Annotated in this window: 23 protein-coding genes; 13 read left to right on the top strand and 10 right to left on the bottom strand. The window is 53.5% G+C overall.

What is annotated here, in order from left to right:
* The first annotated feature begins 28 nt into the window (after positions 1 to 28).
* Entirely contained in the window at positions 29 to 892 is an 864-nt protein-coding gene (locus FOE74_RS07955) for an NAD(P)-dependent oxidoreductase (RefSeq protein WP_149098049.1), read from the top strand.
* A gap of 57 nt (positions 893 to 949) precedes the next feature.
* Here FOE74_RS07955 and FOE74_RS07950 read toward each other — a convergent pair whose 3' ends face one another.
* The gene (locus tag FOE74_RS07950) at positions 950 to 2,230 is read right to left on the bottom strand and encodes an aspartyl protease family protein (protein ID WP_149098048.1); all 1,281 of its coding nucleotides are present in this window, start codon (positions 2,228 to 2,230) and stop codon (positions 950 to 952) included.
* Between the two features lie 224 nt (positions 2,231 to 2,454).
* Here FOE74_RS07950 and FOE74_RS07945 point away from each other — a divergent pair, with 224 nt between their 5' ends.
* The 3 genes from FOE74_RS07945 to FOE74_RS07935 all read left to right on the top strand — a co-directional run bounded on the left by FOE74_RS07945 (position 2,455) and on the right by FOE74_RS07935 (position 5,065).
* Positions 2,455 to 2,955, top strand: coding sequence for a hypothetical protein (locus tag FOE74_RS07945; protein ID WP_149098047.1), 501 nt, complete (start codon positions 2,455 to 2,457; stop codon positions 2,953 to 2,955).
* A 36-nt stretch (positions 2,956 to 2,991) separates the two neighbouring features.
* Positions 2,992 to 3,414 carry a DUF2721 domain-containing protein gene (locus tag FOE74_RS07940; RefSeq protein WP_149098046.1) on the top strand — a complete coding sequence of 141 codons (423 nt, stop codon included), beginning with the start codon at positions 2,992 to 2,994 and terminating at the stop codon, positions 3,412 to 3,414.
* Between the two features lie 418 nt (positions 3,415 to 3,832).
* The gene (locus FOE74_RS07935) at positions 3,833 to 5,065 is read left to right on the top strand and encodes an S-adenosylmethionine:tRNA ribosyltransferase-isomerase (protein ID WP_149098045.1); all 1,233 of its coding nucleotides are present in this window, start codon (positions 3,833 to 3,835) and stop codon (positions 5,063 to 5,065) included.
* 241 nt (positions 5,066 to 5,306) lie between these two features.
* On the opposite strand, the gene FOE74_RS07930 is transcribed toward FOE74_RS07935, so the two are convergent.
* A complete protein-coding gene (locus FOE74_RS07930) occupies positions 5,307 to 6,689 on the bottom strand; it encodes a RagB/SusD family nutrient uptake outer membrane protein (RefSeq protein WP_188686502.1) in 1,383 nt (460 codons plus the stop codon).
* A gap of 35 nt (positions 6,690 to 6,724) precedes the next feature.
* Positions 6,725 to 9,760: a SusC/RagA family TonB-linked outer membrane protein gene (locus tag FOE74_RS07925; protein WP_188686500.1), complete on the bottom strand. Its 3,036-nt coding sequence runs from the start codon at positions 9,758 to 9,760 to the stop codon at positions 6,725 to 6,727.
* 550 nt (positions 9,761 to 10,310) lie between these two features.
* Between FOE74_RS07925 and FOE74_RS07920 the strand changes: the two genes are divergently transcribed.
* The gene (locus tag FOE74_RS07920; protein WP_149098042.1) at positions 10,311 to 11,186 is read left to right on the top strand and encodes a DUF2911 domain-containing protein; all 876 of its coding nucleotides are present in this window, start codon (positions 10,311 to 10,313) and stop codon (positions 11,184 to 11,186) included.
* A 98-nt stretch (positions 11,187 to 11,284) separates the two neighbouring features.
* Here the strand turns inward: FOE74_RS07920 and FOE74_RS07915 are convergent, their stop codons facing one another.
* The 4 genes from FOE74_RS07915 to FOE74_RS07905 all read right to left on the bottom strand — a co-directional run bounded on the left by FOE74_RS07915 (position 11,285) and on the right by FOE74_RS07905 (position 16,401).
* A complete protein-coding gene (locus FOE74_RS07915) occupies positions 11,285 to 11,869 on the bottom strand; it encodes a nitroreductase family protein (protein ID WP_149098041.1) in 585 nt (194 codons plus the stop codon).
* Between the two features lie 24 nt (positions 11,870 to 11,893).
* Positions 11,894 to 13,582 carry a sodium:solute symporter family transporter gene (locus FOE74_RS07910; RefSeq protein ID WP_149098040.1) on the bottom strand — a complete coding sequence of 563 codons (1,689 nt, stop codon included), beginning with the start codon at positions 13,580 to 13,582 and terminating at the stop codon, positions 11,894 to 11,896.
* Positions 13,579 to 13,704 (bottom strand): hypothetical protein, encoded by a 126-nt coding sequence (locus FOE74_RS21560; protein WP_262713743.1) that lies wholly within the window; start codon positions 13,702 to 13,704, stop codon positions 13,579 to 13,581. The genes FOE74_RS07910 and FOE74_RS21560 overlap by 4 nt, the downstream gene beginning before the upstream one ends.
* Positions 13,705 to 13,875: 171 nt before the next feature.
* Entirely contained in the window at positions 13,876 to 16,401 is a 2,526-nt protein-coding gene (locus tag FOE74_RS07905) for a PIG-L family deacetylase (RefSeq protein ID WP_149098039.1), read from the bottom strand.
* A gap of 183 nt (positions 16,402 to 16,584) precedes the next feature.
* On the opposite strand from FOE74_RS07905, the gene FOE74_RS07900 reads away from it, so the two are divergent.
* Positions 16,585 to 16,869: a hypothetical protein gene (locus tag FOE74_RS07900; protein ID WP_149098038.1), complete on the top strand. Its 285-nt coding sequence runs from the start codon at positions 16,585 to 16,587 to the stop codon at positions 16,867 to 16,869.
* Positions 16,870 to 16,962: 93 nt separating this feature from the next.
* Here the strand turns inward: FOE74_RS07900 and FOE74_RS07895 are convergent, their stop codons facing one another.
* Entirely contained in the window at positions 16,963 to 17,655 is a 693-nt protein-coding gene (locus FOE74_RS07895) for a hypothetical protein (protein WP_149098037.1), read from the bottom strand.
* A gap of 392 nt (positions 17,656 to 18,047) precedes the next feature.
* The gene (locus FOE74_RS07890) at positions 18,048 to 18,893 is read right to left on the bottom strand and encodes an OmpA/MotB family protein (RefSeq protein ID WP_149098036.1); all 846 of its coding nucleotides are present in this window, start codon (positions 18,891 to 18,893) and stop codon (positions 18,048 to 18,050) included.
* Between the two features lie 339 nt (positions 18,894 to 19,232).
* Here FOE74_RS07890 and FOE74_RS07885 point away from each other — a divergent pair, with 339 nt between their 5' ends.
* From FOE74_RS07885 to FOE74_RS07855, 7 genes are all read left to right on the top strand, one after another.
* A complete protein-coding gene (locus FOE74_RS07885) occupies positions 19,233 to 19,454 on the top strand; it encodes a CDGSH iron-sulfur domain-containing protein (protein WP_149098035.1) in 222 nt (73 codons plus the stop codon).
* 118 nt (positions 19,455 to 19,572) lie between these two features.
* Positions 19,573 to 21,039: an APC family permease gene (locus FOE74_RS07880; RefSeq protein WP_149098034.1), complete on the top strand. Its 1,467-nt coding sequence runs from the start codon at positions 19,573 to 19,575 to the stop codon at positions 21,037 to 21,039.
* A gap of 675 nt (positions 21,040 to 21,714) precedes the next feature.
* Positions 21,715 to 22,272, top strand: coding sequence for a porin family protein (locus FOE74_RS07875; RefSeq protein ID WP_149098033.1), 558 nt, complete (start codon positions 21,715 to 21,717; stop codon positions 22,270 to 22,272).
* Between the two features lie 397 nt (positions 22,273 to 22,669).
* Positions 22,670 to 23,194 (top strand): GNAT family N-acetyltransferase, encoded by a 525-nt coding sequence (locus FOE74_RS07870; RefSeq protein WP_149098032.1) that lies wholly within the window; start codon positions 22,670 to 22,672, stop codon positions 23,192 to 23,194.
* A gap of 69 nt (positions 23,195 to 23,263) precedes the next feature.
* The gene (locus FOE74_RS07865) at positions 23,264 to 24,304 is read left to right on the top strand and encodes a zinc dependent phospholipase C family protein (protein ID WP_149098031.1); all 1,041 of its coding nucleotides are present in this window, start codon (positions 23,264 to 23,266) and stop codon (positions 24,302 to 24,304) included.
* 96 nt (positions 24,305 to 24,400) lie between these two features.
* A complete protein-coding gene (locus tag FOE74_RS07860) occupies positions 24,401 to 25,015 on the top strand; it encodes a deoxynucleoside kinase (RefSeq protein WP_149098030.1) in 615 nt (204 codons plus the stop codon).
* 175 nt (positions 25,016 to 25,190) lie between these two features.
* The gene (locus FOE74_RS07855; protein ID WP_192576596.1) at positions 25,191 to 25,865 is read left to right on the top strand and encodes a hypothetical protein; all 675 of its coding nucleotides are present in this window, start codon (positions 25,191 to 25,193) and stop codon (positions 25,863 to 25,865) included.
* Positions 25,866 to 25,897: 32 nt separating this feature from the next.
* On the opposite strand, the gene FOE74_RS07850 is transcribed toward FOE74_RS07855, so the two are convergent.
* Positions 25,898 to 26,317, bottom strand: coding sequence for a hypothetical protein (locus FOE74_RS07850; protein ID WP_149098028.1), 420 nt, complete (start codon positions 26,315 to 26,317; stop codon positions 25,898 to 25,900).
* Between the last annotated feature and the right edge of the window lie 97 nt (positions 26,318 to 26,414).

The following is a 26,414-nucleotide window of genomic DNA, read 5'->3' as shown; positions in this document are numbered from 1 at the left end:
TTTCGGGTAAACTTTAAAAAAGAAACAGATGAACGTAGGATTTATAGGTTTGGGCATCATGGGCAGCCGTATGGCCGCCAACCTCCAGAAGGCCGGACATGAACTGGTGGTTTACAACCGTACCCCAGAAAAAGCCGAGGCCTTGGTGGCCCAGGGTGCTACCCTGGCTTCGTCGCCCCAGGAAGTAGGAAAGGCCTGCCGCGTGGTCTTCACCATGCTGGCCACCCCCGAAGCCGTGGAAGAAGCCGCGTTGGGTCAGCATGGTTTCCTGAAAGAACTGCCGGGCAATTCCCTTTGGATTGATGCCAGCACCGTGAATCCTTCCTTCAGCCAACGCATGGCCACCATCGCCCATAAGATGGGCCACCGCTTTCTGGACGCGCCCGTGTCTGGCTCTCTGGTGCCCGCCGAAACAGGGCAACTGGTGTTTCTGGTGGGCGGCGAGGCCAAAGATGTAGAGGAAGTGCGCCCCCTGCTAGACACCATGGGCAAGGCCGTGCTCCACATTGGCCCCCACGGACAAGGGGCCAGCATGAAAATGGTGAACAACATGCTCTTCGGGCAGATCATGGCGGCGTTCGCCGAAGCCTTGCGTTTGGGCACTTCCCTGGGAATATCTGAGGAGATGCTGTGCCAGACCCTGCTGAATGGCCCCGGCGGCGCTCCTTTCCTCAAGCTGAAAGAAAATAAGCTCCTCACCCGTGACTTCTCCCCGGAGTTCCCGCTGGAATGGATGCACAAAGACCTGCACCTGGCCGGGGTCACCGCCTATGAGCAAGGGGTGGCGCTGCCTACCCTGCACACCGTAAAGGAGATCTTCGCGCAAGCCAAACAGGCAGGGTTGGCCCAGGAAGACTTCTCAGCGGTTTACCAATTCGTGAACCCTAAATAGCAGTCGGTCGGCGTTTGGGGCCTTTTTCTCAAAAAACGGCCCCAAACGCCGGCGGCTTTAGATCAGGTCTTGCAGGTGCAGCACGGTTTCAAAGGGTTTGTAGTTGCGGCTCACCCGCAGGTACAGCCTTCGGCCCGGGCCGGTCTGGAAAAAGTGCAGCACTTCGCCCAGGCTTTTGTCCAGGCAACTCACCCCATTGATGCTCATGATGGCGTCACCGGCTTCCAGCCCAGCTTTATGGGCCGGCGAATTAGGCAGCACATGAGACACCGTGTAAAAGTTGAACCCGGGTATGGGCGTGACCAATTCCAGGCCGCTCAGGTTGTAGTAGAAAGGTTTCTTGTACTTGTTGTTGGGCTTCAGGAGCATGCGGGAGTTGGGGTAGTCAAAGACCACCTTGAACCGTTGCAGCACATCGGCGCCCAGGTTTCCGTGGCGGTTGTTCATGCCCAGGGCGTACCTAATAGACATGGTATCTGGAAAGGAAGCCGGCGGGCCCTTTAACACAAACTCGCCCATCTCCAGAGACGCTACCCGGGCAATATCGCCGTGGATGTCGCCGTTCAGACCCCGCCCTAGGTAGGCTTCCAGGCGCTTCTCAGGGAGTTTCACATCCGGGAAGGTGGGCGCGTACAACAGCATGGAGGCGCTCATGCCACTGTCCACGATCAGCCGCATGGCACATTTATCCCCGTCCGGGAAGGTCACCTGCACCTGCACATAAGGCTTGGAATTCTCTATGGTGAGCGGCACTACGGTGTATTTATCGGCTTTCTTCTGCGGGAACCGCCCTGGCTTGTACAGGGTCATGACCTGGGCCTCATAGTCTATCTCCACCACAAAGTCTTTGAACAGCGGGTAACCTATAATGCCGTTGATCTCCATGCCCAGCCGGGTAGAGAGGTTGAAGATGTTCTCTTCCAGGAGCAGCACCCGTTGGTTCCGGGCTTCTATGCCCGAGAAGTTGAGCCGGTTTCCCCAGGAGAGGATGGCCTCAATGCCCGCGCCCTTGCCTAACCCGCGCAGGTACAAGCGTTCAATGTTGTTGAGGGTGATGGTGTCAAAGGCGCCTATCTCCATGAGCAGGGTTCGGTCTACCCCGGTGTCCACCACAAAATTAAGGGGCTGGGAGTTGTTGATCTGGATGGGAATGATCACCAGGTTGTGCACCAGTTTGAAGGGGATCCGTACACGGTTACGGCCATACTGGAACTTCAGCCCATCTTCCTCCGTGGCCCTGGTCTGCCCCCAGGCCAGGCCCGAAGACATAAACAGACCACAGAAGAAAAAAAGGCATATAACCCTCAGGAGTGACCGGTTCACGACATAGTTGCCCATACTTGGCTGGTTCAGCCTTAGTAAGTTAGTTAATTTTAACTTGAAAAGGAACAATTTCTGTTACTCCTGGCACCGGCTTTTTCAGGGTTGGGCAAAGGTCTGTTTCAGGCCTGTTTTTGAAAATAACCGTAAAAACGCATTGGTTCTTTTCCTAACTTGCCAGCGGGTCTGCGGCAGCCAATGCCTGGCCAGACCCAGCCTTGACCCTTTTTTAGTTTCTCCTCATGAGCGATTCACTCTACCAAGAATTACTGGACCAGGTCTTCGGTCCTGAACCTACCCCCCTCCTCACCCAGATCACGCCCCTGTATTCTGACCTGGAGAAAGCGTTGCAGGAGGCGCGCCCCGGCCGGAAAAGCCAGGAAGAGGTAAGTTTCCGGTTTGAGCGGCTCCGGTTAAGCCTGGGCATCACGCTGCTGCAGCTGCTCACCGACCTGGGCGGCGATGAGGAAAGCCTTCAGATCAGAGACCTGCTGCAAGAGGCGCTCACGGCCGCCTCAGTGAAGGAGATTGACGCCATCATCCAGAAACAGAGCCACCTCTTTGAGGAACTCTACACCGACCTGTACGTGAACGCGGACGCGGAGCACATCCTGGCCTTGTTTGAGGAAACCCTGAACGCGTCTTCCAAAGAGGAGACAGATGACCTGATTGACCGGGCGCTTTCCATTGCCGAGGACCTGGAGTTCCAAGACGATGAGGAAGAAGACGAGCCGGAAGCGTAATACCAGAGGCTTTTCCCGCGCTGCATAAGTTTTCCCATGGAAATCACCCTCACCACCCCTGCCCTGCTGTTCCCGGCGCTTTCCTTGTTGCTGTTGGCGTTTACCAACCGGTTCCTTTCTTTGGCCAACCTCATCAGGAACCTAAAGGGGGTTTACCAGACCAACCGCAGCCACTTGGTTTACGGCCAGATCCAGAACCTCAGGATCCGGCTGATCCTGATCCGAAACATGCAGGCGTTTGGCACTGCCAGCATGTTTTCATGCGTGCTGTGCATGTTCATGGTCTATGCCGGGCTACAGACCGCTGGGAAAATCGTCTTCGGGGTAAGCCTGGTGCTGCTCATGATCTCCATGGCCCTTTCCCTCTGGGAAATCCAGATCTCCGTCAAAGCCTTGGAATTGGAACTCAGTGACCTGGAACATGAAGAGGAAAAAGCACCGGTGCCAGCGCCGCGGTAGGTACCTGCTTTTGTCTAGCCATTTCTGCCTTGTTTCCCAAAAAACAGCCCCCAAACCGGATCCTAGAACTATACCTCCCTGTTCCTCCCCATTTGGGGTAATTTCCCTTCTCCCCTGGCCAGATACATCCTTACTACTAGATTGTAAGCCCCTCCATAAAAACCCTGGCGCAGCTTACCCTTCCGGAAATCGTCAACTAGCTGATGAATGGGGTCTAGTAAGAAGAATCAACCCTTGGGGATGGGCAAAGGAGTCTGCGCTACAAAATCTGTCTGAGCCTAGGCACGGCTGATAAGCGGATTTTCCTGGCCTGCCGCTACCCAAGGAAGCAGTTGGGTCATTTTTGAAATGTCTGCCTAAATGTTATTGATGCTGGTGTAGGTGTTATACCTTTGTTTTTCTTTTGTGATTGACCTACATGCCTACTTCTCACCCGCGCCATATTTCCATTGCCGATTATAATTACCCGTTACCGGAAGACAGGATCGCCCAATTCCCTTTAGAGAACCGGGACCAATCCAAGCTGCTGCTGTATAAGCACGGTCGCCTTTCAGATGGCAAATTCCAGGACCTTCCGGCGGCGCTGCCAGATCATTCGCTTTTGGTCTTCAATGACACCAAAGTGGTGCAGGCCCGCTTACGGTTCCAGAAAGCGACCGGGGGCATGATTGAATTGTTCTGCCTGGAGCCCCTGGAACCCATCAGGGAGGTACAACAAGCCATGCAGCAAACGTATTCGGTGATTTGGAAATGCCTGGTGGGCAACAACAAACGCTGGCGCGAAGGCCGGTTGGAGATGCCCTTAGGGCCTTATCCGTCAGACGGTTCTTTGTGGGCCGAGCGTCTGGCACCCGCGGAGGAAGGCTTTGCCATCCATTTCACCTGGTCACCGGGCGACAAGACCTTTGCCGAGATTCTGGAGTTGGCGGGCACGCTTCCGCTGCCCCCGTACATGAACCGTGATGCACAGGAAGCTGATCAAGAGCGCTACCAGACCGTGTATGCCTCTGAGGCCGGCGCGGTAGCCGCCCCTACTGCCGGTTTGCACTTCACCCCGGCTGTTTTAGAGCAGATTTCCCAAAAAGGGCACCAAAAGGCGTTTGTGACCCTGCATGTGGGGGCGGGCACCTTCAAGCCGGTGAAGGCCGAAGTGATGGAGCACCACTACATGCATGGGGAGCAACTGTCGGTGAGCCGGGCGTTTCTGGAGCAGTTGCTGCACCATGCCCCCCGCCCCGTGATACCAGTAGGCACCACGTCAATGCGCACGCTGGAGAGCCTTTACTGGCTAGGAGCGGGTATTGCCCTTGGGTTACTGCCGTTGGAAGGGGAAGACCTGTACGTGCCGCAATGGTTCCCATATGAGGTACGCACCACCCTCTCGGTACAGGAAGCCCTGGAAGCCCTGCTTTACCACCTGGACAGCCACAAACTGATGCACCTGCAGGCCTCTACCCGTATTCTCATTGCGCCCGGCTACCCGTTCAAGATCTGCACCGGCCTGGTGACTAATTTCCACCAGCCCCAGAGCACCTTGTTGCTGTTGGTTTCGGCCCTCATTGGCCCGGCGTGGCAGAAAGTATACAAGCACGCCCTGGCCAACGGCTACCGCTTCCTGAGCTACGGAGACAGTTCCCTGCTATTGCCGTAAGTCGGCATTTAATGAGTAATTGAGCCAGGATGATCCGGCAGTAGGAAAAGATCTCGATTCTCGTTTCCAGCTGGGTTTTCCTCAACTAGCCAAGCGTTGAGATTCCTCCTTGGCAGTGAGCAAAGGAATGACCACTGCCAACAATCAGTTTCTCTGGTATTGAGTTAAAATACCCTTCCGCCTATGACATAAAAAAAGGAGCAGACTAACGCCTACTCCTTTTTTTTTATTGAACCTACTCTTAGTAGCCTGGGTTTTGCGGCGCCAGGTTGGGATTGGTTTCAATCTGTTGCAGTGGTATAGGCCATAGGTTGCGGTAACTGTTGTCTGCGCTGGTACCAGAAGCCGGACAGAAATTCAGGACTTGACAGGTAAGGTTGTACCTTTTCAAATCCATGAACCGCATGCCTTCAAAGGCGAACTCAATGCGCCGTTGGGCCAGAATCTCTGTTAAGGCAGCGGCGTTCGTAGCTAAACTAACCGCTGGCAGCCCGGCTCTTCGCCGAATCCGGTTGATATCATCTACCACCGCCTGGGTTGGGGCCGCAGTGGCCGCCGCCAACCGGGCATTGGCCTCGGCTCGTATCAGGTACATTTCCGCCAACCGGAGAATAGGCACATTGTCTCCGTTGTTGATGACATCATTGTATTTCCTGATTTTCCTGCGGTTAGTTTCGGCGTCAAAGAAAGCCGTCGCCTCTACCCGGGAATCCCCGGCGTTCTGAGAGGCAGTAAGCACATTGAAGAACCCGGAGGTCACATTGAACCTTTGGCCCAGCGTTCCTGGCGCGGCTGAAGAGGAGGCCAGTGCATTTTGGTCATCCCGGCTAAAGGCCAGTTCAAAGATCACTTCACTGGTACCGGCATTCTGTGTATTGCCGGTACTGGAGAAAATATCCCTGAAATTGGTGGCTAAGCTATATTTGCCGGAGGAAATCACCTGGGTGGCCTTTTGGGCAGCAAGCGCCCACTTGCCTTGTTGCAGGTATACCCGGGCTAACAAGGCAGAAGCGGCCAGGTCAGAGGCAAAGTAAGGCATAGACGGATTACTAGTGCCTTCCAATCCTATTTCTGCCTCCATCAGGTCCTGCTCAATGAAGGCGTACACCTGCTCCTGCGTACTTCTGGGCTGGTTCTGAATATCACCTGGGTTGGTCAACGCCACGGTCACAATAGGCACCCCGCCAAACACCTTGACCAGGTCAAAGTAGGCCAACGCCCGCAGAAACTTCGCCTCGGCAATGAAAGCACTTTTCTCGTCAGTAGTAAGCCCGCCCAGGGCCTGCACCGATTGAATCACCCAGTTGGCTCTGCCAATGGCCGCATAAATACTAGTCCAAGTATCGGCAATCTGTAGGTTACTTGGGTTAATGACCCGGTTGGCTACTTCGCGGTGGGTAGTGAAGGTTCCGTTGAAGCCCAGGTTATCGGCATACAGGTCCTGGTAGAACAGGTAAGAGAGCCCGTAGTAATCATCAGATTGGAACGCGCTATAGATCCCTTGGATGGCCCGCTGAGCCGACCTGGCATCTGTGATAGCTTCATTCATCTCAATCCCGTTGGTGGGCTCCACATCCAGGAAATCGTCACAGGCAGACGAGAAGATACTTAATCCGGCTGCCAAGCATATTATATAGATTCTCCTTTTCATAACTCTACTTATAAACCAATGTTAACGCCAAATGTGAAGGTCCTTGCCTGCGGGAAGGTGTAGAAATCCACCCCAAGGGTGGTGTTGGAGGTACCGGCAAAGTTGACCTCTGGGTCAAACCCGGGGTAATCTGTCCAGGTGACCAGGTTTTGCGCCTGCACATACAACCTCACCGAGCGGAGTTTAATGGGAGTCAGCAAGGTGGAGGGCAGGGTGTAGCCCAGGGTAAGGTTTTTGAGCCGTAGGTAAGAACCATCATAGACAAAGCGGTCTTGGTTGCTTCGGTTGTTGTTGTTCTCATCATCTACCGTAGCCACCGGGATATCCGTCACATCTCCCTCTTGCTGCCAACGCCCTTTTACCATGGCCAACATGTTGTCATCTAAAAAGTTGGCTCCCAGGTGTTGCTGGTACTGCATGGCTGGGTTGGCTATCTCATTGCCTACTGAGAACTGGAAAAAAGCAGTCAAGTCAATTCCTCTGAAAGAGAAGTTGTTGGTTAAACCTCCTACATAGTCAGGCTGGGCATTTCCTATGATGGTAAGGTCTGCATCTGTGATGCGGCCATCATTGTTGATGTCGCGGAAATTCACGTCACCGGCCTGGGTATCGGGGAATCCGTCCCGGTTATTATCAACCGCTCTGGAGGCAGGCACATCTTCCGTCCGGGAGAAAATGCCATCGGTCTTAAACCCGTAGAACGTGCCGATAGGCTCTCCTTCCCGCAGCACCAGCGAATTACCGCCAAAGCCATAGAAGATATCCTGCCCCTGGTACAGTTCTTTCACCTCGTTTCTATTGAAGGAGATGTTGAAATCTGTGGTCCAGGTGAAGCCTCTGGTTTCAGAGGTGAAGTTCACGGTGTTCAAGGCTAACTCAAAGCCCTTGTTCTGCACTTTCCCTATGTTAGAGAAGTAGGCACTGAACCCGTTTTGCGTGGCAATGGGCCGGGCATATAAAAGGTCATCGGTATTTTTGATGTAGTAATCAGCTGCCAGGTTAACCCGGTTGTTGAAGAGCCCCAGGTCAACCCCTATGTTGAGCTGTTTGGTTTCTTCCCATTTCAGTTCTTCATTCCCCAATTGCGTGAAGGCCAGACCAGGGCTGTCTGCATACGGCGAGGCCGTCACGAAATTAAGGTAAGAGAAGTCCCCAATTTCCTGGTTACCGGTTATGCCGTAGCTACCGCGCAATTTCAGCTGACTCAATACGCCTAACTCTGGCATGAAAGGCTCTTCCAGAAGGTGCCATCCGGCAGAAACAGAAGGGAAGAAACCATACTTATGGTTTTCCCCAAACCGGCTGGAACCATCGGTCCGGAAATTCAACCCTACCAGATAGCGGTCAAACAAATTGAGGTTAGCCCTACCGAAGACAGAAACCAGAGACGCCGGCACCAACAGGTTGGTACCGTTGTTAATGCGGGAAGCGCTGGTGGCAAAACGGAACCGTTCTCCAGCAAAACCTTCGCCAGTTACAGAGGTGACATCACGGCTGTTCTTTTCAGTAGAACCACCCACCAGCACATTCAGATTACTGTTGGTCCCGAAGTCAAATCTATAGTCCATCGTGGCTTCCAGCAGCCTTTTGGTAACAGTGGTGGACGTTCTGGTAGCAGAGCCCTCAGATGACTGCGCGGCACTGCCGGGGTAATTGGTGGCGGTATAGGTGCGCTCAGCCAGGTTAAGCACGTCTGCCCCGGCTCTCAGGTTCAGGTTCAACTTGGGCAGAATCTTGTACATGGCGGTGATGTTCCCCAGCGCCCTTAGGTTGGTGCTTAACCCATCGTTCTCAATGCCTTCAGCCACCGGGTTGGTATAGTAGTAGTTAGGCTGGGTATAGGATCCGTCTTCATAATATACGGGCCAAATGGGAGAGGCCGCCAACGAGTTGGCGAACGGGCCCACTACGGTGTTGTCACTGACAATCCGGTTGTTGTCTGCCCGGCTTAGTTGGATACCGGCACTGAAAGAAAGCTTCTCGTTGAAGTTATGGTCCAGGTTCAAGCGGCCGGAGTAACGCTGGTAGTCACTGCCATTGATGATGCCCTGCTGGTTAAAATAATTCCCAGAGAGGTAATACCTGGTTTTAAGGTCTCCCCCACTCACGGAAAGCTCATAACTGCTTACCGGGGCATTTTCCCGTCTCACCTCATTGATCCAGTCGGTGTCTGCCAGGTCAAAGTCCACTCCGCCGTAATAAAAGTCTAACCAATCTTCAAAGGTGGCGTCTGGCGCCAGGTATTCGTCATTTTTATAGGCATCCAGCATGATCTCCTGGTACTCCGCGGCATTCAGGAACCCGGGTTTCTTCCACATGTTCTGCACCCCGTAATAAGCATTCAGGTTAATGCTGGTCTTGTTGGCCTTTCCTCTCTTAGTGGTGATCAGAATTACCCCGTTGGCCGCGCGGGATCCGTAGATGGCGGCGGCAGAGGCATCTTTCAGGATGTCAATAGATTCAATGTCGGCTGGGTTCAAATCTGACAATGCGTTCACACCCTGCCCGCCGTAGCTGACTTGGGAATAGTCTCCGGTGGTCAAAGGCACCCCATCTACCACGTACAGCGGCTGGTTACTGGCGGAGATAGAACTGGACCCACGTACCCGAACAGTCACCCCACCCCCTGGCGTACCAGAGTTCTGCGAGATCTGCACCCCGGCCGCCCGGCCCTGCAAGGCCTGGTCAACGCCCACCACGGGCAAGTCTTCAATGGCGGCGGCGGTCACCTGGGCGGTGGCCCCGGTCAGTTCCCGGCGCTCCTGGGTACCGTACCCTACCACCACTACTTCTTCAATAGACTCGGTGTCGGGCGCCAGGCGCACATCTACCGTGGTGTTGGTTCCTACGGCCAATTCACGGGGCGTAAACCCAATAAAGGTAAATACCAACGTTGGGGAACCCGTCACACTAATAGAGTAGCGCCCTTCTACATCTGTACTGGCGCCTATGGTTGTGCCTTTCACAACCACACTCACGCCCGGAAGTGCTGATCCATCGGCCGCAGAGGTCACTCTCCCGGAGATGGTTCTGTTTTGTGCCATTGCATTAAAACTTAACACAGTGAGCAAAAACATGAACAAGAGTAAATGTTTTTTCATTTGGTGTAGTTTGTTAATTAGTAAATGGTAAGGCAATTCTCACATAAGTTATATTTCCCAACTGTAATTCCAATAGGTCTTCTTCTACGAGTCGCTTGCTTCCATAGAAAATATAGGTAAAGGAGTAGCCTTATCTAATTTAACTATTTGACAGCAAGAATATTAACTCAAAGCAATATTTATGTTAAAATTTTATTTTCTGCTAAAGTGGAAGATCGTGGAGCAACATGATGGTGGAAAGTTTAACTCTGCCCTTGAATTATCAGAACATACCTACGATATTTTTAAACTTACGGAACAATAGATTCAATTTTTTCTTAACAAATGTTCATAACTCAACTGCATAAGTTTATGTTTTTATAACATAATATTGCTCTATTCAGAATAAAGTTAAATTTTATCAACAAGAAAGAGGTAACTCCTTGGTTTAGGCTTCCTCCCTGCTTTTCTTTAATATTACAGCACCATTTTTGCGTTAAAAACCATAAAAGACATGAAAAAGACCTTAACCCTGAACTTAGCCTGGTCCCTGGCCATTGCTATGTTCTTCCTGGGCAACCAAGCCTCTGCTCAAATCAAGATGCCGGCCGCCAGCCCTGCTTCCACGGTGAAGCAAACCGTGGGTATGACAGATGTGACCGTGGAATATTCTCGCCCCAGCATGAAAGGCCGGAAGATTTTCGGAGATCTGGCGCCTTATGGCAGATTGTGGCGCACCGGGGCCAACGGTTCTACCAAAATCACCTTCTCTGACGAGGTGATGCTGGAAGGCAACAAAGTACCCGCCGGTCAATATGCCCTGTACACCGTGCCCGGTGAGAAAGAGTGGACCATTGTCATCCATAAGAACACCAAGCACTGGGGAGACGGTGGCAAGGACTACAAGCAGGAAGAAGACCAGGTGCGTTTCAAAGTGACTCCTAAGAAACTGGCCGATAAAGTGGAAACTTTCACCATTGGATTTGCCAACCTTACCAATAACGGCGGCACCCTGCAGATCATGTGGGAGAACACCCTGGTACCGGTTAAAATCACCACCGATGTAGACACCAAAGTGATGAGCCAGATCCAGGAGAAAGTGATCAACGGCACCAACGTGACCCCGGCTTTGTACGCGGCGGCCGCTTCTTACTACGCGGACAACAACAAAGACCTGAAACAAGCCCTGACCTGGATGAAACAAGCCAACGACAAGGACCCTAAGTTCTGGACCCTGCACCAGCAAGCCAAGATCCAAGCCAAGCTGAACGACTACAAAGGCGCTACCGCTACGGCCCAGAAGTCTATCGAACTAGCTAAAAAAGAAAGCAACGCTGATTACGTGGCCTTGAACGAGAAACTCCTGGCGGAAATCAAAAACAAGAAATAACGCTTTCTGGCTGTTTTTCTTAAAATGCCCCTAAAAGAGAAGCCCACCGGTACCATACCGGTGGGCTTCTCTTTTAGGGGCATTTTCTTCTCTATTGGTTACATCCAGCGTACTTTCTCCTCTAAAGAAACCGTTCGCTTTCCTTCGGCCCCGGCCCCATCGGCGTACCCCAGGTACAGCACGCCTAGAACGGTATCTTCTTCCCGCAACTCCAGCATTTCTTTCATGGCCGGGTGGTAGGCCATTCCGCCAGAACCCCAATAAGACGCTATACCTAAAGCAGTAGCCCCCAGCAGCAGGTTTTGAATAGCGCAAGACGCGGCAGCCACTTCTTCCAGAGCCGGGATCTTGGGCAAATCACCGCGTTGCATGTAGGCCACCAGCACGTGCGAGGCCTGGTCGCCCATGTGCAGCAGTTTCTCATACTTCACCTCCAGGAACTTATCTGGGGTGGTGTGGTGCTTATACAGCGCCGCGTGGGCCCGGCAGAAATCCGTCACCTTCTCGCCGGCATAGACCACAAACCGCCAGGGCTCGGTGTAGCCATGGGTAGGTGCCCAGTCTGCCAAAGCTAGAATCTCCCACACCTGGTCATCTGGTATGAGTTGCCCATTCATCTTCGGGGGCTTGGTGGTCCTGCGGTTTTCTATGATGCGCTGGAGCGCAGTAAAGGTCTCGTTCATGGCAGAGGTACTAAAGAAATGAAATCAGGCCTGCTTTCTAGCCAAAGGCTGCAAAAGAAACCCTATGCTTACTACCAGCGCAACGCCAATCAGGTTGTACCAGAGGTACGCGATCTCTGTTTGGTAGTACAACAGGAAAATGAGCAATTGGGTCACCACGGCCGCCCAAAACACGGCATGGCCCTGCAAGCGCTTGAAGTAGAAGGCGGCAATGAATACCCCCAGAATGGTGCCGTAAAACAGAGAACCCAAAATGTTGACCGCCTGAATCAGGTTTTCCAGCTGAGAGGCGAAAAGCGCGAAGAAAATAGACACGGCGCCCCACCCAATGGTAAACCAGCGCGAGGCCTTGACATAATGGTCATCTGAGGCGTTGGGTTTAAGCGAGCGTTTGTAGACATCCACCACCGTAGTAGAAGCCAGGGAATTAAACGCCGAGGCGGTACTGCCCATGGCCGCACAAAGCACCACCGCCAGCAGCAAGCCCACCAAGCCTTTGGGCAATTGCTGGGTCACAAAGGTGAGAAACACATAATCGGTATCCTTCATGTCAGTGCCTTGGTTGTGGGCTTTTACCAGTTCCTGGGCCTGGGTGCGAAGTTCTTTGCGACTATTCTCCGCCTGTTCCATTCGCTGGGCTGCCTGCTCCTCCGCGCCAGCATCCTTCTCCCGGTGGGCTTGCACCAGGGCCAACGTCGCCTCTTTTTTCGCCTGGAAAACCTGTTTATCCTGTTCTTCCAGAGAGCGCCAGGCCGGGGCCGCCGTGGAAGCCAGCACGTTCTGCGTGTGCTGCTGGTTGAAGTACAGGGGCGGTTGGTAGAATTGGTAGAACACGAACACCAGCACGCCCACCAGCAAAATCAGGAATTGCATGGGCACCTTCACCAAACCGTTCATGAGCAGCCCCAACCGGCTTTGGGCAATGGTCTCACCGCCCAGGTAGCGTCCCACTTGTGACTGGTCAGTGCCGAAGTACGAAAGGGAAAGGAAGAACCCGCCAATGAGCCCAGACCATAGGTTGTACCGATCATTGGGGTTAAAGCTCAGGTCTACCAGGTTCAGCTTACCAGAGGAACCCGCCACCGCCATGGCTTCTGAAAAGCCTACCTCCGGGGGCAGCAACCGCACCACCACAATGGCGGCCACCAGCATACCGCCCAGCATGACCGCCATCTGCAGACGTTGCGTCTGGCTCACCGCCTTGGTGCCGCCTACCACCGTGTAAAACGTGACCACCACCCCAATAAAGAGAATGGTGCCCGTAAGGTTCCAACCCAGAATAGCCGACAGGATAATGGCCGGGGCGTAGATGGTGATGCCCGTGGAAAGGCCCCGCTGCACCAGAAACAAAAAAGCGGCCAGCGAGCGGGTCTTCAAATCGAAGCGGCTTTCCAGGTACTCATAGGCCGTAAAGACCTTGAGCCGGTAGTAGATGGGAATGGCCGTGATAGACAGCACTACCATGGCCAAAGGCAACCCGAAGTAGAATTGGATGAACCGCATGCCGTCGGCGAAGGCCTGGCCCGGAGTAGAAAGGAACGTGATGGCACTGGCCTGGGTAGCCATGATAGACAGGCCCATCATCCACCAGCGCTCCGTGTTATCGGCCCGCAGGTACCCTGACATATGCTGGGCCTTGCGGGTCTTCCAGACCCCATACAAGACAATAAACGCAATGGTGCTTATCAGCACCCCCCAATCCAACCGGCTCATGAATAGGCTTGGGTGATGAGGTAAAACACCAGAATCAACCCGGCCAGCACGCCCAGCACCAGCCAGTACATGGCCTTCCAGGTTTTAAAGAACGGGGGCGGGTCTATGTCTCCTTTGGTCATGTATTGGTCTATAAAGTAAGGTTCTAAGGTTCAAACAAAAGCACTTTCCGCAAAACAGGCGCAAAACGCGGCGCCGGCCCAACTCCCCTTCCATCTACCCAACGCTTTGTGGCACTGCCGGTATTGCCTTGCGCCAGTCACTCCCACAGGCTTACCCCCTATGGCGGTGTTTTAGGGCCTATTTCCTGAAACCGGCTCTGAAACGGTTTTCCCTAAGGAAAGCAGGTTCACGAACAACCGGTACGCTCCCGGCACTCCGGCCGGCAATTCTCTGAAGAAGGAATACCCGGTGTACACGAAATGCCCTTTCCCATATTTGGCCACCAGCAAGCCTCCTTCTTTGGCGGTTTCACCCGGGTCATTGGATGAAAGGATGGCTTCGTACTCGGGGTCCCATTGGTTGGGGAAGTACAGGCCGCGTTCCTGCACCCAGCCCTTGAAGTCCTGCGCGGTGATTTTGTTAGGCGTATTGAGAACCGGGTGGTTAGGCTGAAGGAACCGGACGTCGGAATCTTCTACCGTAACGCGGTCATTGGACAACTTGAGAGGATACGGCCCCAGGTCAGGAGTCACCAAACCATTGCTCACGTTGTACTGCACCACCAGCGTGCCTCCGTTCTTGACATACTGCATGAGTTGGGGCTGCAGGAATTTGAGGCGGTCCAGGGTGTTGTAGGCCCGCACGCCCACCACCACCGCATCATATTTCTGCAAGGCCGCCGCCGACAGATCTCCTACCTGGAGTTGGTCTACAGCGTAGCCGATCTGCTGCAGGCTGGCCGGCACCTCGTCTCCGGCGCCCATGAGATAGCCGATGTACTGGCCTTTGCGTTTCAGGTCTAATTTTACGGCTTTGGCCACCGCCTCTGGCAACAGGGTTTGGGTAGGAATATGCGGGTACTGGATGGTGCGGAGGCTCTGCGTATAGGTTTTGCCTCCGCTGGTGACGGCGGCGCCCAGTTCACTTTCTATCTGGGCTGCCCCGGGCGTGACCATGAAGGTAAAGGTTTGCTCCTCGCCTTTCTGCGCCAGGCTAACCGCGGCGGTGGCTGGTTCAGCGCGCCAGCCCTGTGGTAACCTAAGCGTTACCTGCCCCGCCACCTGGTCTTTCCCGGCACGCACCCGTACCGTCACCGGCTTGGGCTGGGCATCAGCGAAGACGTAGACTTTCTCTGTGATGTTCACGAAAACGGGCGGCGTCACTTCAAAAGGCCGGTACTGCTCCCCTTCCACGGGGTCTGTTCGTTTGTACACTACCGGAACGGTAAATATGAAAGGCTGACCCTGCACGTTCAGGTGCAGGCGCACCTGGGCGGGGGCGGTATTCTCTGGTTGCCCAATCATGGCCGGGTCTTCTACCTTGAACATGCCAGTGGAACCGGGTTGCCGCAACCAATAAGGTTGGGAATAGGCAGTGGCAGCCGGAATGGTCATTGTAGTGCGGGCAAACCAGGGTTTGCTTTCCTCCAGCTTCTGCTGCACGGTGGTGTCTTTTCCCGCGAACAGGTAGTCTACCTTAGTGAGCGTGACGGGTACCTGTGACCGGTTCACCGCCTCAATGGACAAGGTGACCGGCTCATCCGGCGACACCGAATAATCCTTTACCGAGGAGGCCTCCAGGTACAGCCCCAGACACGCTTTAATCACCTCCTGCAGTTCTTGTTGCTTTACCGTCTTCCAATAAGAGGCGGGTAATTTGGCCAGGGCCGAATGGGCTTTGAGCAAGACCGGCACCGAGGCGGCCGGGGCCGCGACCTGGTACTTCTTCAGGGCTTCCTGCAGCAGGTTGGCTACTTCCTGGCTGCCGGGCACGCGGTTCCAGGAAGTGTTAACGCCTTCCGCCAGGTCTTTCTTGGCAGGTGCGCCTTTCAGAAACTCAAAGTATTCTACGGCCTCTCCCCGTGTACCGCTGCTGCCAAACCCCTGGCTTTTGTGCATGCTGCGGCTCTGGGCCGCAATCTCATTGTAAGACCGGCCCAGCAGGGGGCTGTACACGCCGGTCTCTACCATCAGTTTATCTGCGGCGTCAAACTTCTGTCCGGGACTATAGAAAAAGGAGGAGGTGTTCCAAAGCAGGCGTTTGGCTTGCCAGGGCTCCACGGTTTTCAGCTGCTCAGGGAACCGCTTGGGGTCAGCGGCGGCGTCAAAGGCTTCCTGGGCAATCATGGCCGAGGCGGTGTGGTGCCCGTGGGTGCCGCTGGGTTGGGGCGAGAACCGGGTGATAATCACGTCTGGCCGGAACTTCCTGATGACCCACACGGCATCTGCCAGCACCTGCTCCCTGTCCCAGATGGTGAACGTCTCAGCGGGGTTCTTGGAAAACCCGAAGTCATTGGCGCGGCTGAAGAACTGCTCTCCGCCGTCTACGCGCCGGGCCTGCAACAGCTCCTGCGTCCGGATGATGCCCAGTTCCTCCCTGATCTCTGGCCCAATCAGGTTCTGGCCGCCATCGCCGCGGGTGAGCGACAGGTAGCCGGTGCGGTATTTGCGTTCATTGGCCAGGTACGCGATGAGGCGGGTGTTTTCATCATCTGGGTGTGCCGCAAAATACAGCACGCTGCCCAGCACGTTCAGTTTTTCCAGCGCCAGGCGGATATCAGCGGCATTGGGTTTCTTGGGAGCCTGGGCAAAGGAGGCCGAAAACCCCGCTCCCCAGGCCAGGAGCACGGCAGTCACTAAAACACGTACAGAGGTCATGTCAACCAAAAGAAGTTCAAATTAATGTTGGGGTCTAAGACGGGAATCCCAGCGGTATCAGAGGGTAAAGCTATGGAATTTTACTTCAAGGGAACAGGGCCACCCCATGATTTAGGCCGGATAACTTTTTCGCCTGTTTAGCAGTTAACAGAATCTAAAACAGCGCTTAAACAGAAGAACGATATGAAAAAGCTCCTAATACTTTTGGCAATGGCTGGCATGACCGGTTTCAGCGCCTGTGACACCCAAACCGGCGGGAACACGAACTCGGCGGGGCAAGACGCGGCGCAGAACTCCAGCAACCCCAACAACAAGAGCAGCGTGGTGAACCCCAACCCCAATGACACCACCGGGGCCACCGCCACTGAACTGACCCAGAAACGGGTAGGCAACTCAGACACCCGCGGTGAGGAGAATTCCTCCAAATCAAACACCACCAAAAACCAGGTACTCAGAGACACGATCTAAGAGCCTTACTAACAGCGAGGCCGTTTCTGAAGCGTTTTCCTAAAAACGCTTCAGAAACGGCCTCGCTTCTTTTAGTATTGAGTTAATGACGCCTTACTGCGCCTTTCCCGGCCCTTGTTTCTTGGCTTTCTGCTGCTCCTTGAACTCCTGGCCAGACCTGAGGGTGTAGAACTCGCCAATGAGGCTTCTGATCTTTATCTCATCCAGGGTGGTGAGCTTCTCCTCTACCGCGGCTTTGCGCTTGCCCAGGTTCTGCAGAATATAGTCTGCGTAGTCCCAGTCGCGGGAGGTCCAGGCCTGCCGTTTCACCCGCACGTTCTGCATGAACCGAATGTAGGCCTCGCGCAGATGGATAGCACTGATGTTCTGCACATTAGCAAAAGACCCCAGCAGTTCCTTTTCGCGCAGGCGCACTTCTTCGGCTTGCAGGGGTACTTCATCGGCCATGGGTTTGGCCTCTAATTCCTGAAAACGGGTTTTTAACTCCAGGAACTCCCGCTTGGAGTTCTCAGACAGGTTCTGGAAGCTGCCTTCTATCTTATTGGCCTGCCGTGAAAAATCACTCTTGATAGTAGGCCATTCGGCACGGGTGGTAGTGGCTACTTTGTCTGACTGAAGCCTTACCCATTCCTTGAAATTACGGAGGTCCTGTTCCACCACCGGTTCCTGGGTTTCCTTGGCGGAAGAAGTGGTGGGTTTCTCGGTTTCCTGTTCCTGGGCCCACCCCGTACCGGAGCATGCCATTGTCAGGCCCAGTACCAGCCCAAAAATATTTCCTTTTTGCATGGTTTGTCTCTTGTAATGTTGATCGGTTGCCTAGCCAAAGGTACTTATTTTTCTGAAAGGCCCTCACTTGCTTATAGAGCAAGAACAAGGCCAAAAAAGGCCCTGGCATTTCCTCCCATGAGCCGTTCTATTTTGCCCCTGCTTTACCAAAAACAGCCTAAAAAAGAAGGCCTACCCCAGCACATGGCTAGAGTAGGCCTTAGAAAATCAGGGAAGGGCCGGTTTATGCTACCTCTTACATGGAATGCCATATTCTACCATTCGCGTTGTAAGGCTATCGCCTTACTGAACCGGTAAACTTCTCCCCAACATGGTTTTGAGGTAGAAACTTGAACCAGGGAAAAGGTAGAAGGAAACGGCCTTCTCTTAGGGCAACTTCCGCCCAAGCAAGCTTAGTTCTTCTCCAGAATCTGGAAGAGCTCATCCAACTTAGGCGTCAGGATGATCTCGGTGCGGCGGTTTTTCTGGCGGGCATCTGCGGTGGTGGCGGCATCAACGGGCACGTATTTAGACCGGCCCGAAGGCGTTACGCGTTGTGGTGCTACCCCGGCTTCGGTGAGGATGCGGGTGATCTCAGTGGCCCGCAGTACGCTCAGGTCCCAGTTGTCTTGCATGCCGGCGGTGCCTCTGGCCACGGGCACGTCATCGGTGTGGCCTTCCACCACCACGTTCACGTCTGGCTGGTTCTGCAGTACGCTGGCCAGTTTCTTAAGGGCTTCCTGCCCCTGGGCGTCTACTTTGGTAGAACCCGACTTGAACAGCAACTGGTTTGAAAGGGACACATATACTTTGCCGTTGCGCACATCTACGGTGAGGTCTGAGGCTTTAAAGCCCAACAGGGCCTTGCCCACTACCTGCCGAAGGTTGTTTACCGCCCGGTCTTTCTCGTCCAGGATCCGCTGCATCTCGGCCAGTCGGGCTTCGCGGGCCTGTAGATCAGCGCTGAGTTTGTCTACCTGCTGGTTCTTGTTGCTCAGGTTGGTCCGGAGCGAGGCTTCAGTAGAGGCTTTCTCCTGGGCCAGGTCGGCTTTCTCTTGGTTCAGACGTTCTTTGTCTTGTTGCAAACGGGCGCGTTCGCTTTCCAGCTCGGCTTTCTGGCGGGTCAGTTCATCTTGCAGCACCACCAGGGAGCGGTTTTCAGCCAGGGCCGCCTCATACTTTTTAGATGACACACAGGATCCCAGCAAACTCATAGCCAACACAGCGGGCAACGCAGATCTTAAAACGTTTTTTCTCATAGTATTATAATTAATCAGGCAATAGATGCTTTGGAAGCATCGTAGTTATACGTACGCAGCGGCTGCCGGGGTTAAAACACAGAAAAAAATGGGCAGAAAGCAAATCTTGCCGGCATCTCTTGTTGGCTAGCAACCAGCCGTGGGTTCTGTTGGGCGGCCGGTTCCAGGATTTCTCCCCTAGGCTCCCTGGCAGGCAGAAACCTTGGAACCGGCATGCGGCGCTTTGCGCAAAAACACTATCTTTGAAACGAGGCAAAGTCTTCGCTCCTTCCAAGAGGGACGGAACAGGCGTTGCCTCTTCTTGAATCTTTTCGTTTACCCCTATTTTTTGAAAACAGCATGAAAACCAAACTGACCGTGAACAATAACGGCTCGCTCAAGATTGAAGGCGAGTTCATCATAGTTGACCCCCAGGGCAATGAGTACAACCTGCAAGGGCGCGAGGTGGTGTCTATCTGCCGGTGCGGCCTATCGCAGAATAAACCTTTCTGCGACGGTTCGCACAAAGGACATTTTGAGCACAACGCCGTGGCCTTTGAGTTGCCGCCGCGCAAAATCTAGTTGTAGGTTCTTTTTGTGAAAAAACAATGGAAATGAGCGGGGGCCTGGCCTCCGCCTTTTCTTTTTACTCTTTTCTTTCTCCACCTTTCACCCTTCTTTCCAACAGTCATTAGATTCTATGTCAGAAACTTCTACGGGATTCAAGCGCGAGATCAAATTATTTGATGCCGTCATGTTAGTTGCCGGGTCCATGATTGGGTCCGGTATTTTTATTGTTAGTGCCGACATTGGCCGCTCTGTAGGAAGCTCTGGTTACCTGCTGCTGGTTTGGGGACTGACGGGCCTTATGACCCTGGCCGGCGCACTGAGCTACGGTGAGCTGACCAGTCTGATGCCCCGCGCCGGGGGCCAGTACGTGTATTTGCGCGAGTCTTACGGGCCGTTGGTGGCTTTCCTCTACGGCTGGACCCTTTTCCTGGTGATCCAGAGCGGGACCATTGCGGCCGTGGGCGTGGCGTTTGCGCGGTTTACCGGGGTGGTGTTGCCCTGGTTCTCAGAAGACAATGTCTTGCTGGATCTGGGCTTTCTGCAATTCACCTCGGTGCAGTTGCTGGCCATTGCCTCCATTGTGCTGCTCACCCTCATCAACCAGCAAGGCGTCCGGAACGGAACCATCATCCAGAACATCTTCGGGAGCACCAAGATCATTGCTTTGTTCGCGCTACTGGGTTTTGGTTTGCTGCTGGGCACCAATCCGGAGGTCATGGACCTGAACTTCTCCAACCTCTGGGATGCGCAGTCGGTGGTGCTGGACAAGGAGACCGGGGCCATCACCCGCACCACGCTTTCGGGCTGGGCACTCATGGTGGGCATCGGCACGGCCATGATCGGGTCGCTTTTCTCTTCTGACGCCTGGAACAACATTGGCTTCTCCGGGGACGAGATCGTGAACCCCAAGCGCACCATTGTCTTGAGCATGGCCATTGGTACGGCTATTGTCACGGTGCTTTACATCCTGATCAACATTGTGTACCTCACCATTCTGCCGCTGCAGGGTGACCCGGCGGGGGTAGATGCTCTGAGCCGAGGCCTCCAGTTTGCCAGCAATGACCGCGTAGGCACGGCCGTGGCCGAGGTGATGGGCGGGGCGCCCGCCACCATTGGCATCGCCATTCTGATCATCATTGCCACCTTTGGCTGCAACAACGGGGTGATCCTGTCGGCGCCGCGTGTGTACTACGCCATGGCCAAAGACGGGCTTTTCTTCCCCAGCATGGCCAAACTGAATAAGAACGGGGTTCCGGGGGCTGCTTTAGCCATCCAATGCGTTTGGGCGAGTTTGTTGTGCCTTTCAGGCCGTTACTCAGACCTGCTGGACTACGTGATCTTTGCGGTGCTGCTGTTCTATATTCTGACCATTGCCGGCATTTTTGTGCTTCGCCGCACCATGCCAGATGCCCCGCGCCCGTACAAGGCCATCGGTTATCCGGTGTTGCCTGCCTTGTACATTCTCATGGCCTCCTTCATCTGTACGATCCTGCTCATCTACAAGCCGGACTATTCCTGGCCCGGCTTGATTCTGGTGGCGGTAGGCGTACCGGTGTATTACCTGGTTGGGAAACGCTTTAAGCGGGTAGAAGGGTAACCGCTTTCCCCCTAAACAAAGAACCGCTGCCCCGTTAAGCTACGAGGCAGCGGTTCTTCGTTTATAGCCTATTTCATAGAAAAGGGACCTGAAACCGAACGGCTATAAAAGCGAAAAGCCTTCCCCGTCTGGGAAGGCTTTTCTAATATTGGTTTAATAACGTAATCAATGCTTTTCCTGATGTTGGCTTTCGCCGTTGTCTTACCAAGCGTACTACTAGAGTATCCCTTACTACTAAACCAGTTCGGCTTATCTTCATAAGTTTCAACTCCAGGCAATTCAGCCTAGCTTTTCACTCCATCTGGCCAGCTTACACTATTTAACCAATTGTTATACCTTCTTTAACGGCTCCTTTTAGGCAAGGTTTCAAAAAAGACAGTAAAAATATCATTGGGGTTTTCCGCTGCTCTAGGGCTTAAACCAACCCCCATCAAAAAAAGGCACCATCCTTCATCCGCTTTCTCCATTCTTTGGAGCAAAAAGGGAGTACTAGATAAGCGGGGCTCTTGCAGAGAAGCCCGCCCTTTGGAAGATCTACCCCTGGAGCACACGGTTTTTTAATAAATAGCCGTTAAGGAGGTGGCCATGGCAGGAGATTTGGTACCCTTTTCCGCGAAAGGCATCCTTCCGGGATTATTGCCGTACCTTTCATATTTTTAACAGAGTACTATTCTTATGAGAAAACTATTGATAGCCGGAGCCTTGGTGCTCGCTTGCGTAGTGGGCGCCCAGGCCCAAACCAGCCTAGGAATCAAGGGAGGCTTGAACGTCTCTACCATTCGGGTGCCCAATGCGGATATTGACCCCAGAATTGGGGCGCATTTTGGCGGTTTTGCCTCTACCCCTATCTCCAGCCGGTTCGCGCTGCAGCCCGAAGTTTTGTATTCCTTACAAGGCGTGGAGATTCACCCGTACACCTTCACCTACCATTACCTGAATGTGCCGCTTATCTTCAAAGGCACTATCGCGGGCGGACTTCATGCCCAGGTAGGCCCACAGTTCGGCATCTTATTATCGGCGAAGCGGGAAGAAGGCAAGCATTCCCTGGACATCACTGAACACACGAACCGCTATGACGCAGCCGTGGCCCTGGGATTAGGCTATGATGTAGCCGCCTGGCAAGTATCGGCGCGCTACAACCTGGGCTTATCTGATACTCGCGACGACAGCGACAGCGGCATTGACCACACCAACAACGTCTTCCAACTGTCATTGGGGTATAAATTCAGATAACGCATCTTTCGTTTTTTAACTTATTGGAGGTCCCTTGCCCGTTTTCCACGTGGGTGAGGGACCTCTCTTGTTAAAGGGGCATTTTCAGAAAACGGGGGAAAAACGCTTGCCTTTATAGATCCACCCAAAGCTCCTGCCCTAGCCGCCTATTCCCACTCCACCCTGACAAATAACGGTTACAGCCGCTCTCCTGAGGCATCGGTTTTTAAACCGCCCAGAGATCTTTCTAAGGGCTGAAGAGGTAAGGAATGAAGAGGATTAACCGATTCCTTGTGTTTTCGTGGCTACGGCCGCTACCTTTGTTTTTTGCTATCAGAGAAGTTATCTAGAACTGGTTAAAGTCTGCCATAGTTGACCCGTTACAAGCAATTCAACATTCACTTCGCACTTATTCGTTATGACACCGTCCCTGCCAAACGCCCCGCGCATTGAGATCCAAACCACCACAGACGCGGCCATCATCCATCAACTGGCCCATGCCACCTGGTACCCTACCTACCAGAACATCCTGGCCAAGGAGCAGATTGAGTTTATGTTAGCCCAAGTGTATTCCCTGGAAGCCCTGGAGAAGCAGATGGCAGAGGGACAGACGTTCCTGTTGCTGCGGGCGGAGGGTGAACCAGCTGCTTTTGCGGCCTATTCCTGCCTTAATCCGGCTACGCACTTGTATAAATTGAACAAACTGTACATTCACCCGGCCTTTCAGGGACATGGATTTGGCAAACGACTTCTCCAAGAAGTGACACAAAGGGTAAAGGACCTTGGGGGAGCAGAATTAGAACTTAATGTGCATAGGGAAAACCCTGCCCAGCACTTTTATTTAAAGCACGGATTTAAAATTTCACAAATTGTAGATCTTCCTTTTGCCCAATTCATGCTTAATGACTACATTATGCACTTAAACCTACTATCCCCCAAGTAGAAAGCGCCGATTAACCAACCGGCTACAGATTTATTCTGATTCCGTGAAACATTGTAAATTTATATATTTATGATTCGCAACTCACCCCGTAAAGTACTATTGACGCTTGGGCTTCTCTTCCTCTGCTCAGGGATTGGATATAGCTGGGGGTTCTTCGGCCACAAAGTTATTCAGCAACTGGCCATTTACGGGTTGCCCAAAGACATGCAGGGGTTTTACCACCGGCACATGGCGCTTCTGGTGGAGACTTCGGTGCGGCCTGATGAACGCCGGGACCATGACCCCCAGGAAGCACCCCGGCACTTCATAGACCTGGAGGCTTTCGGGGCGAACCCGTTGGAGGAAATGCCCCAGGTGTATACCCAGGCCGCCGCCAAATACAGCGCAGACACGTTGCAGAAGTATGGGGTGGTGCCGTGGCAGATCCTGAAACTGAAAGAGCGCCTCACCCAGGCCTTCTTCCGGAAAGACACTGATAGCATTCTGTATTACTCTGCAGACCTGGCCCATTACATTCAAGACGCCCACGTGCCGCTGCACACCAGCCTGAACTATGACGGGCAACTCACCGGCCAGCATGGGTTGCACAGCCTCTGGGAATCCAAGCTGCCCGAGCAGAACCTCTCCTCTTACTCCCTGCAACATAACAAGGCCCGTTACCTCCCAAACCCGCAGCAAGAGATCTGGAACGTGATCAAGGCCTCGCACCTGCTGGTGCCTAAGGTACTGGCCCTAGAAAAGCAGGTAAGCGAGACTTTCACCCAAGACACCAAATACATAGTCACCGAACGCAACGGGCGCACCCGCAAAAGCTATACAGACGCCTTCAGTACCGCCTATAACCAGGCGCTGGGTACCATGGTACAGGACCGTATGCGCGCCGCGGCAGAGCAGACCAGTTCTTTCTGGTACACCTGCTGGGTAGACGGCGGCAAGCCAGACCTGGAAAAATTGCTTCCTACGCCCCGTACCAAAACCGAGAAAAGCCAACTCAAGCAGGAACAGAAAGCCTGGAAGAAAGGCACCTTACAGGAAAAAGACCTCCTGCTCACCAAAATACGGTTCTCTCTCATGAATGTGGTGGAATGGGTAAGCAACACGCTGTCATAGCGCTACTTTTTCAAGCCTATCTTTTTTCCGCTGCCAGAAATCTGAAGGCAAAGCCGTACTTTTGCGGCTCGCGTTTAACAACAGTAGAGACAACCCATGCATATTGCAATAGTAGGCAACATTGGAGCAGGAAAAACCACGCTAGCCACTAAACTGGCCCAACATTATAAATGGGAGGTTTTTCTGGAAGCCGTAGATGACAACCCCTACCTCAAAGACTTTTATGAAGACATGCCCCGCTGGGCGTTCCATCTACAGGTTTTCTTCCTGAACAACCGGTTCAACCAGGTGCTCAAGATCAATGAACGCACCAATGGGGTTATCCAGGACCGCACCATCTATGAAGATGCCTTCATCTTCGCCAAGAACCTGCACCAGTCCGGCATGATGAGCGACCGCGACTACCAGAACTACTTCAACCTCTTCCAGTCCATGACCCGGCTGGTGAAGGCCCCAGACCTGTTGGTGTACCTGAAAGCAGACCTCCCTAAACTCATTGAGCAGATCCAGAAACGGGGCCGCGACTATGAAGACAATATCTCGCTGGCCTACCTCAAGAACCTCAATGAGCACTATGAGCAATGGATTGCCGGATACAAGCACGGGAAACTGCTGGTCATAGACGTGAACCACATGGATTTTGTGCAAAAGCCCGAGGACCTGGGCGAGATCATTGACCGCATCAACATTGAGCTTTTCGGGTTGTTCTAAACCGCCAGGCAGAACCGTCTGAACCACTGAACCAAGGGTGTTTCAGGGCTTGTTTTTTGAAACAGACCCTGAAACACCTTTCTCTTTTCGGGCCTCCTCTACTTCCGTTTCGGGCTCCGTTTTTCCTGAACACCACCAATCCTGAAGAATTGCGTATACATAGCAAAAAATAAATATGATGCGCAAACCCTCAAACTATACGGCGACTGGTGCGCTTTTTCTGGTACTACTGGGCGGCACCGCCTGTGAACGCACCTCCCCTTCCAACAATGACCCCAACAACCAGCCTCAGAACCGGGCAGAGGCAGACCTGGCCGAGCTACGGGAGTGGGTGAAAGACAAAACCGAGAAAACAGACAGCACCCTGCTGGAGAAAGGCCCCAAGGTGCGGGAAGAGTTCAAGCAACGCTCCTCTCAACTAGACACCCGTTTAGACAGCCTTTCTGAGAAATCAAAGGAAGAATATAAAGAACTGCGGAGAAAGTACGAGAACTGGGAGGCCCGGAACCAGCAGCGCGGCGAGGTGCCCCTGCACCAGGAAACCCTGCGCCGCATAGAGACAGAGCTTTTCGGGACGCCCAACGCCCTGGAAGTGCAGATACCCGCTGACCAGATGCGCGACGTGTACACCCAGTTCCTGCAGAACGTGCGCCAGCGCCGCACCACCTGGACCGCCTCTGACTGGGATTATGTAGATGCCATCTACCGCCGGCTGAACGAGAAAAAAGACCTGGTGGAAGCCCAGATCCCGACTAATGACAAACTAAAGATCAAGGCCCTGCAGGCCGAATACCTCACGCTGGAAGCCGGCAAAGACGCCAAAGACCTGTACCGGGAAATGAAACAGTAAAAGCTAGATTGATTTAATAACGTACCTTGGCCTTACCCAGGAGTGGTGGCAAAAGAAGCAAGCCATTCCTGGGCAGAAGGCAAGTCATAGAACAAGCCCACCTGGCACCTATCGCCTAGCCGCCGCTTTAAATCCTGCGCAGTCACCAGGCCGTGCATGTCACGGGAGAGCACCAAAGCAAAGTATTTCAAGCCGGTGGTCTCTACCTGAGGCATCCAGTCAAACTCCAACCAGTCATTGGCCCCTTCCCATTCTCCGGTCACCTCACTTTTGTCATTCAAGAGCTTGGGGAACCGTTTTTCCTGTTGTACGGTGAGGTAGGTAGTGGCCGCCGCCACCACATCGTCGGCATCTATGTGACCGCTCCATTTAACATAAACCCAATCCTGGTCCTCCTCAAAGGCAAGGGAGATATAGGAGTGCGCACTGGTAACCGCCCATATATTGGCCATACCTATTATTTACATAGTTGTACGTGTGGGTTGTTTCAGGAAGGTTGTCTGTCATTGACAGGTACGGTCTAGCACCTTATAAGTTCAACTTAGGCAG

Source organism: Rufibacter glacialis (genome assembly GCF_008271745.1).
Taxonomy (GTDB): Bacteria; Bacteroidota; Bacteroidia; order Cytophagales; family Hymenobacteraceae; genus Nibribacter; species Nibribacter glacialis.
This window is presented reverse-complemented; position numbering and strand designations above follow the sequence as displayed.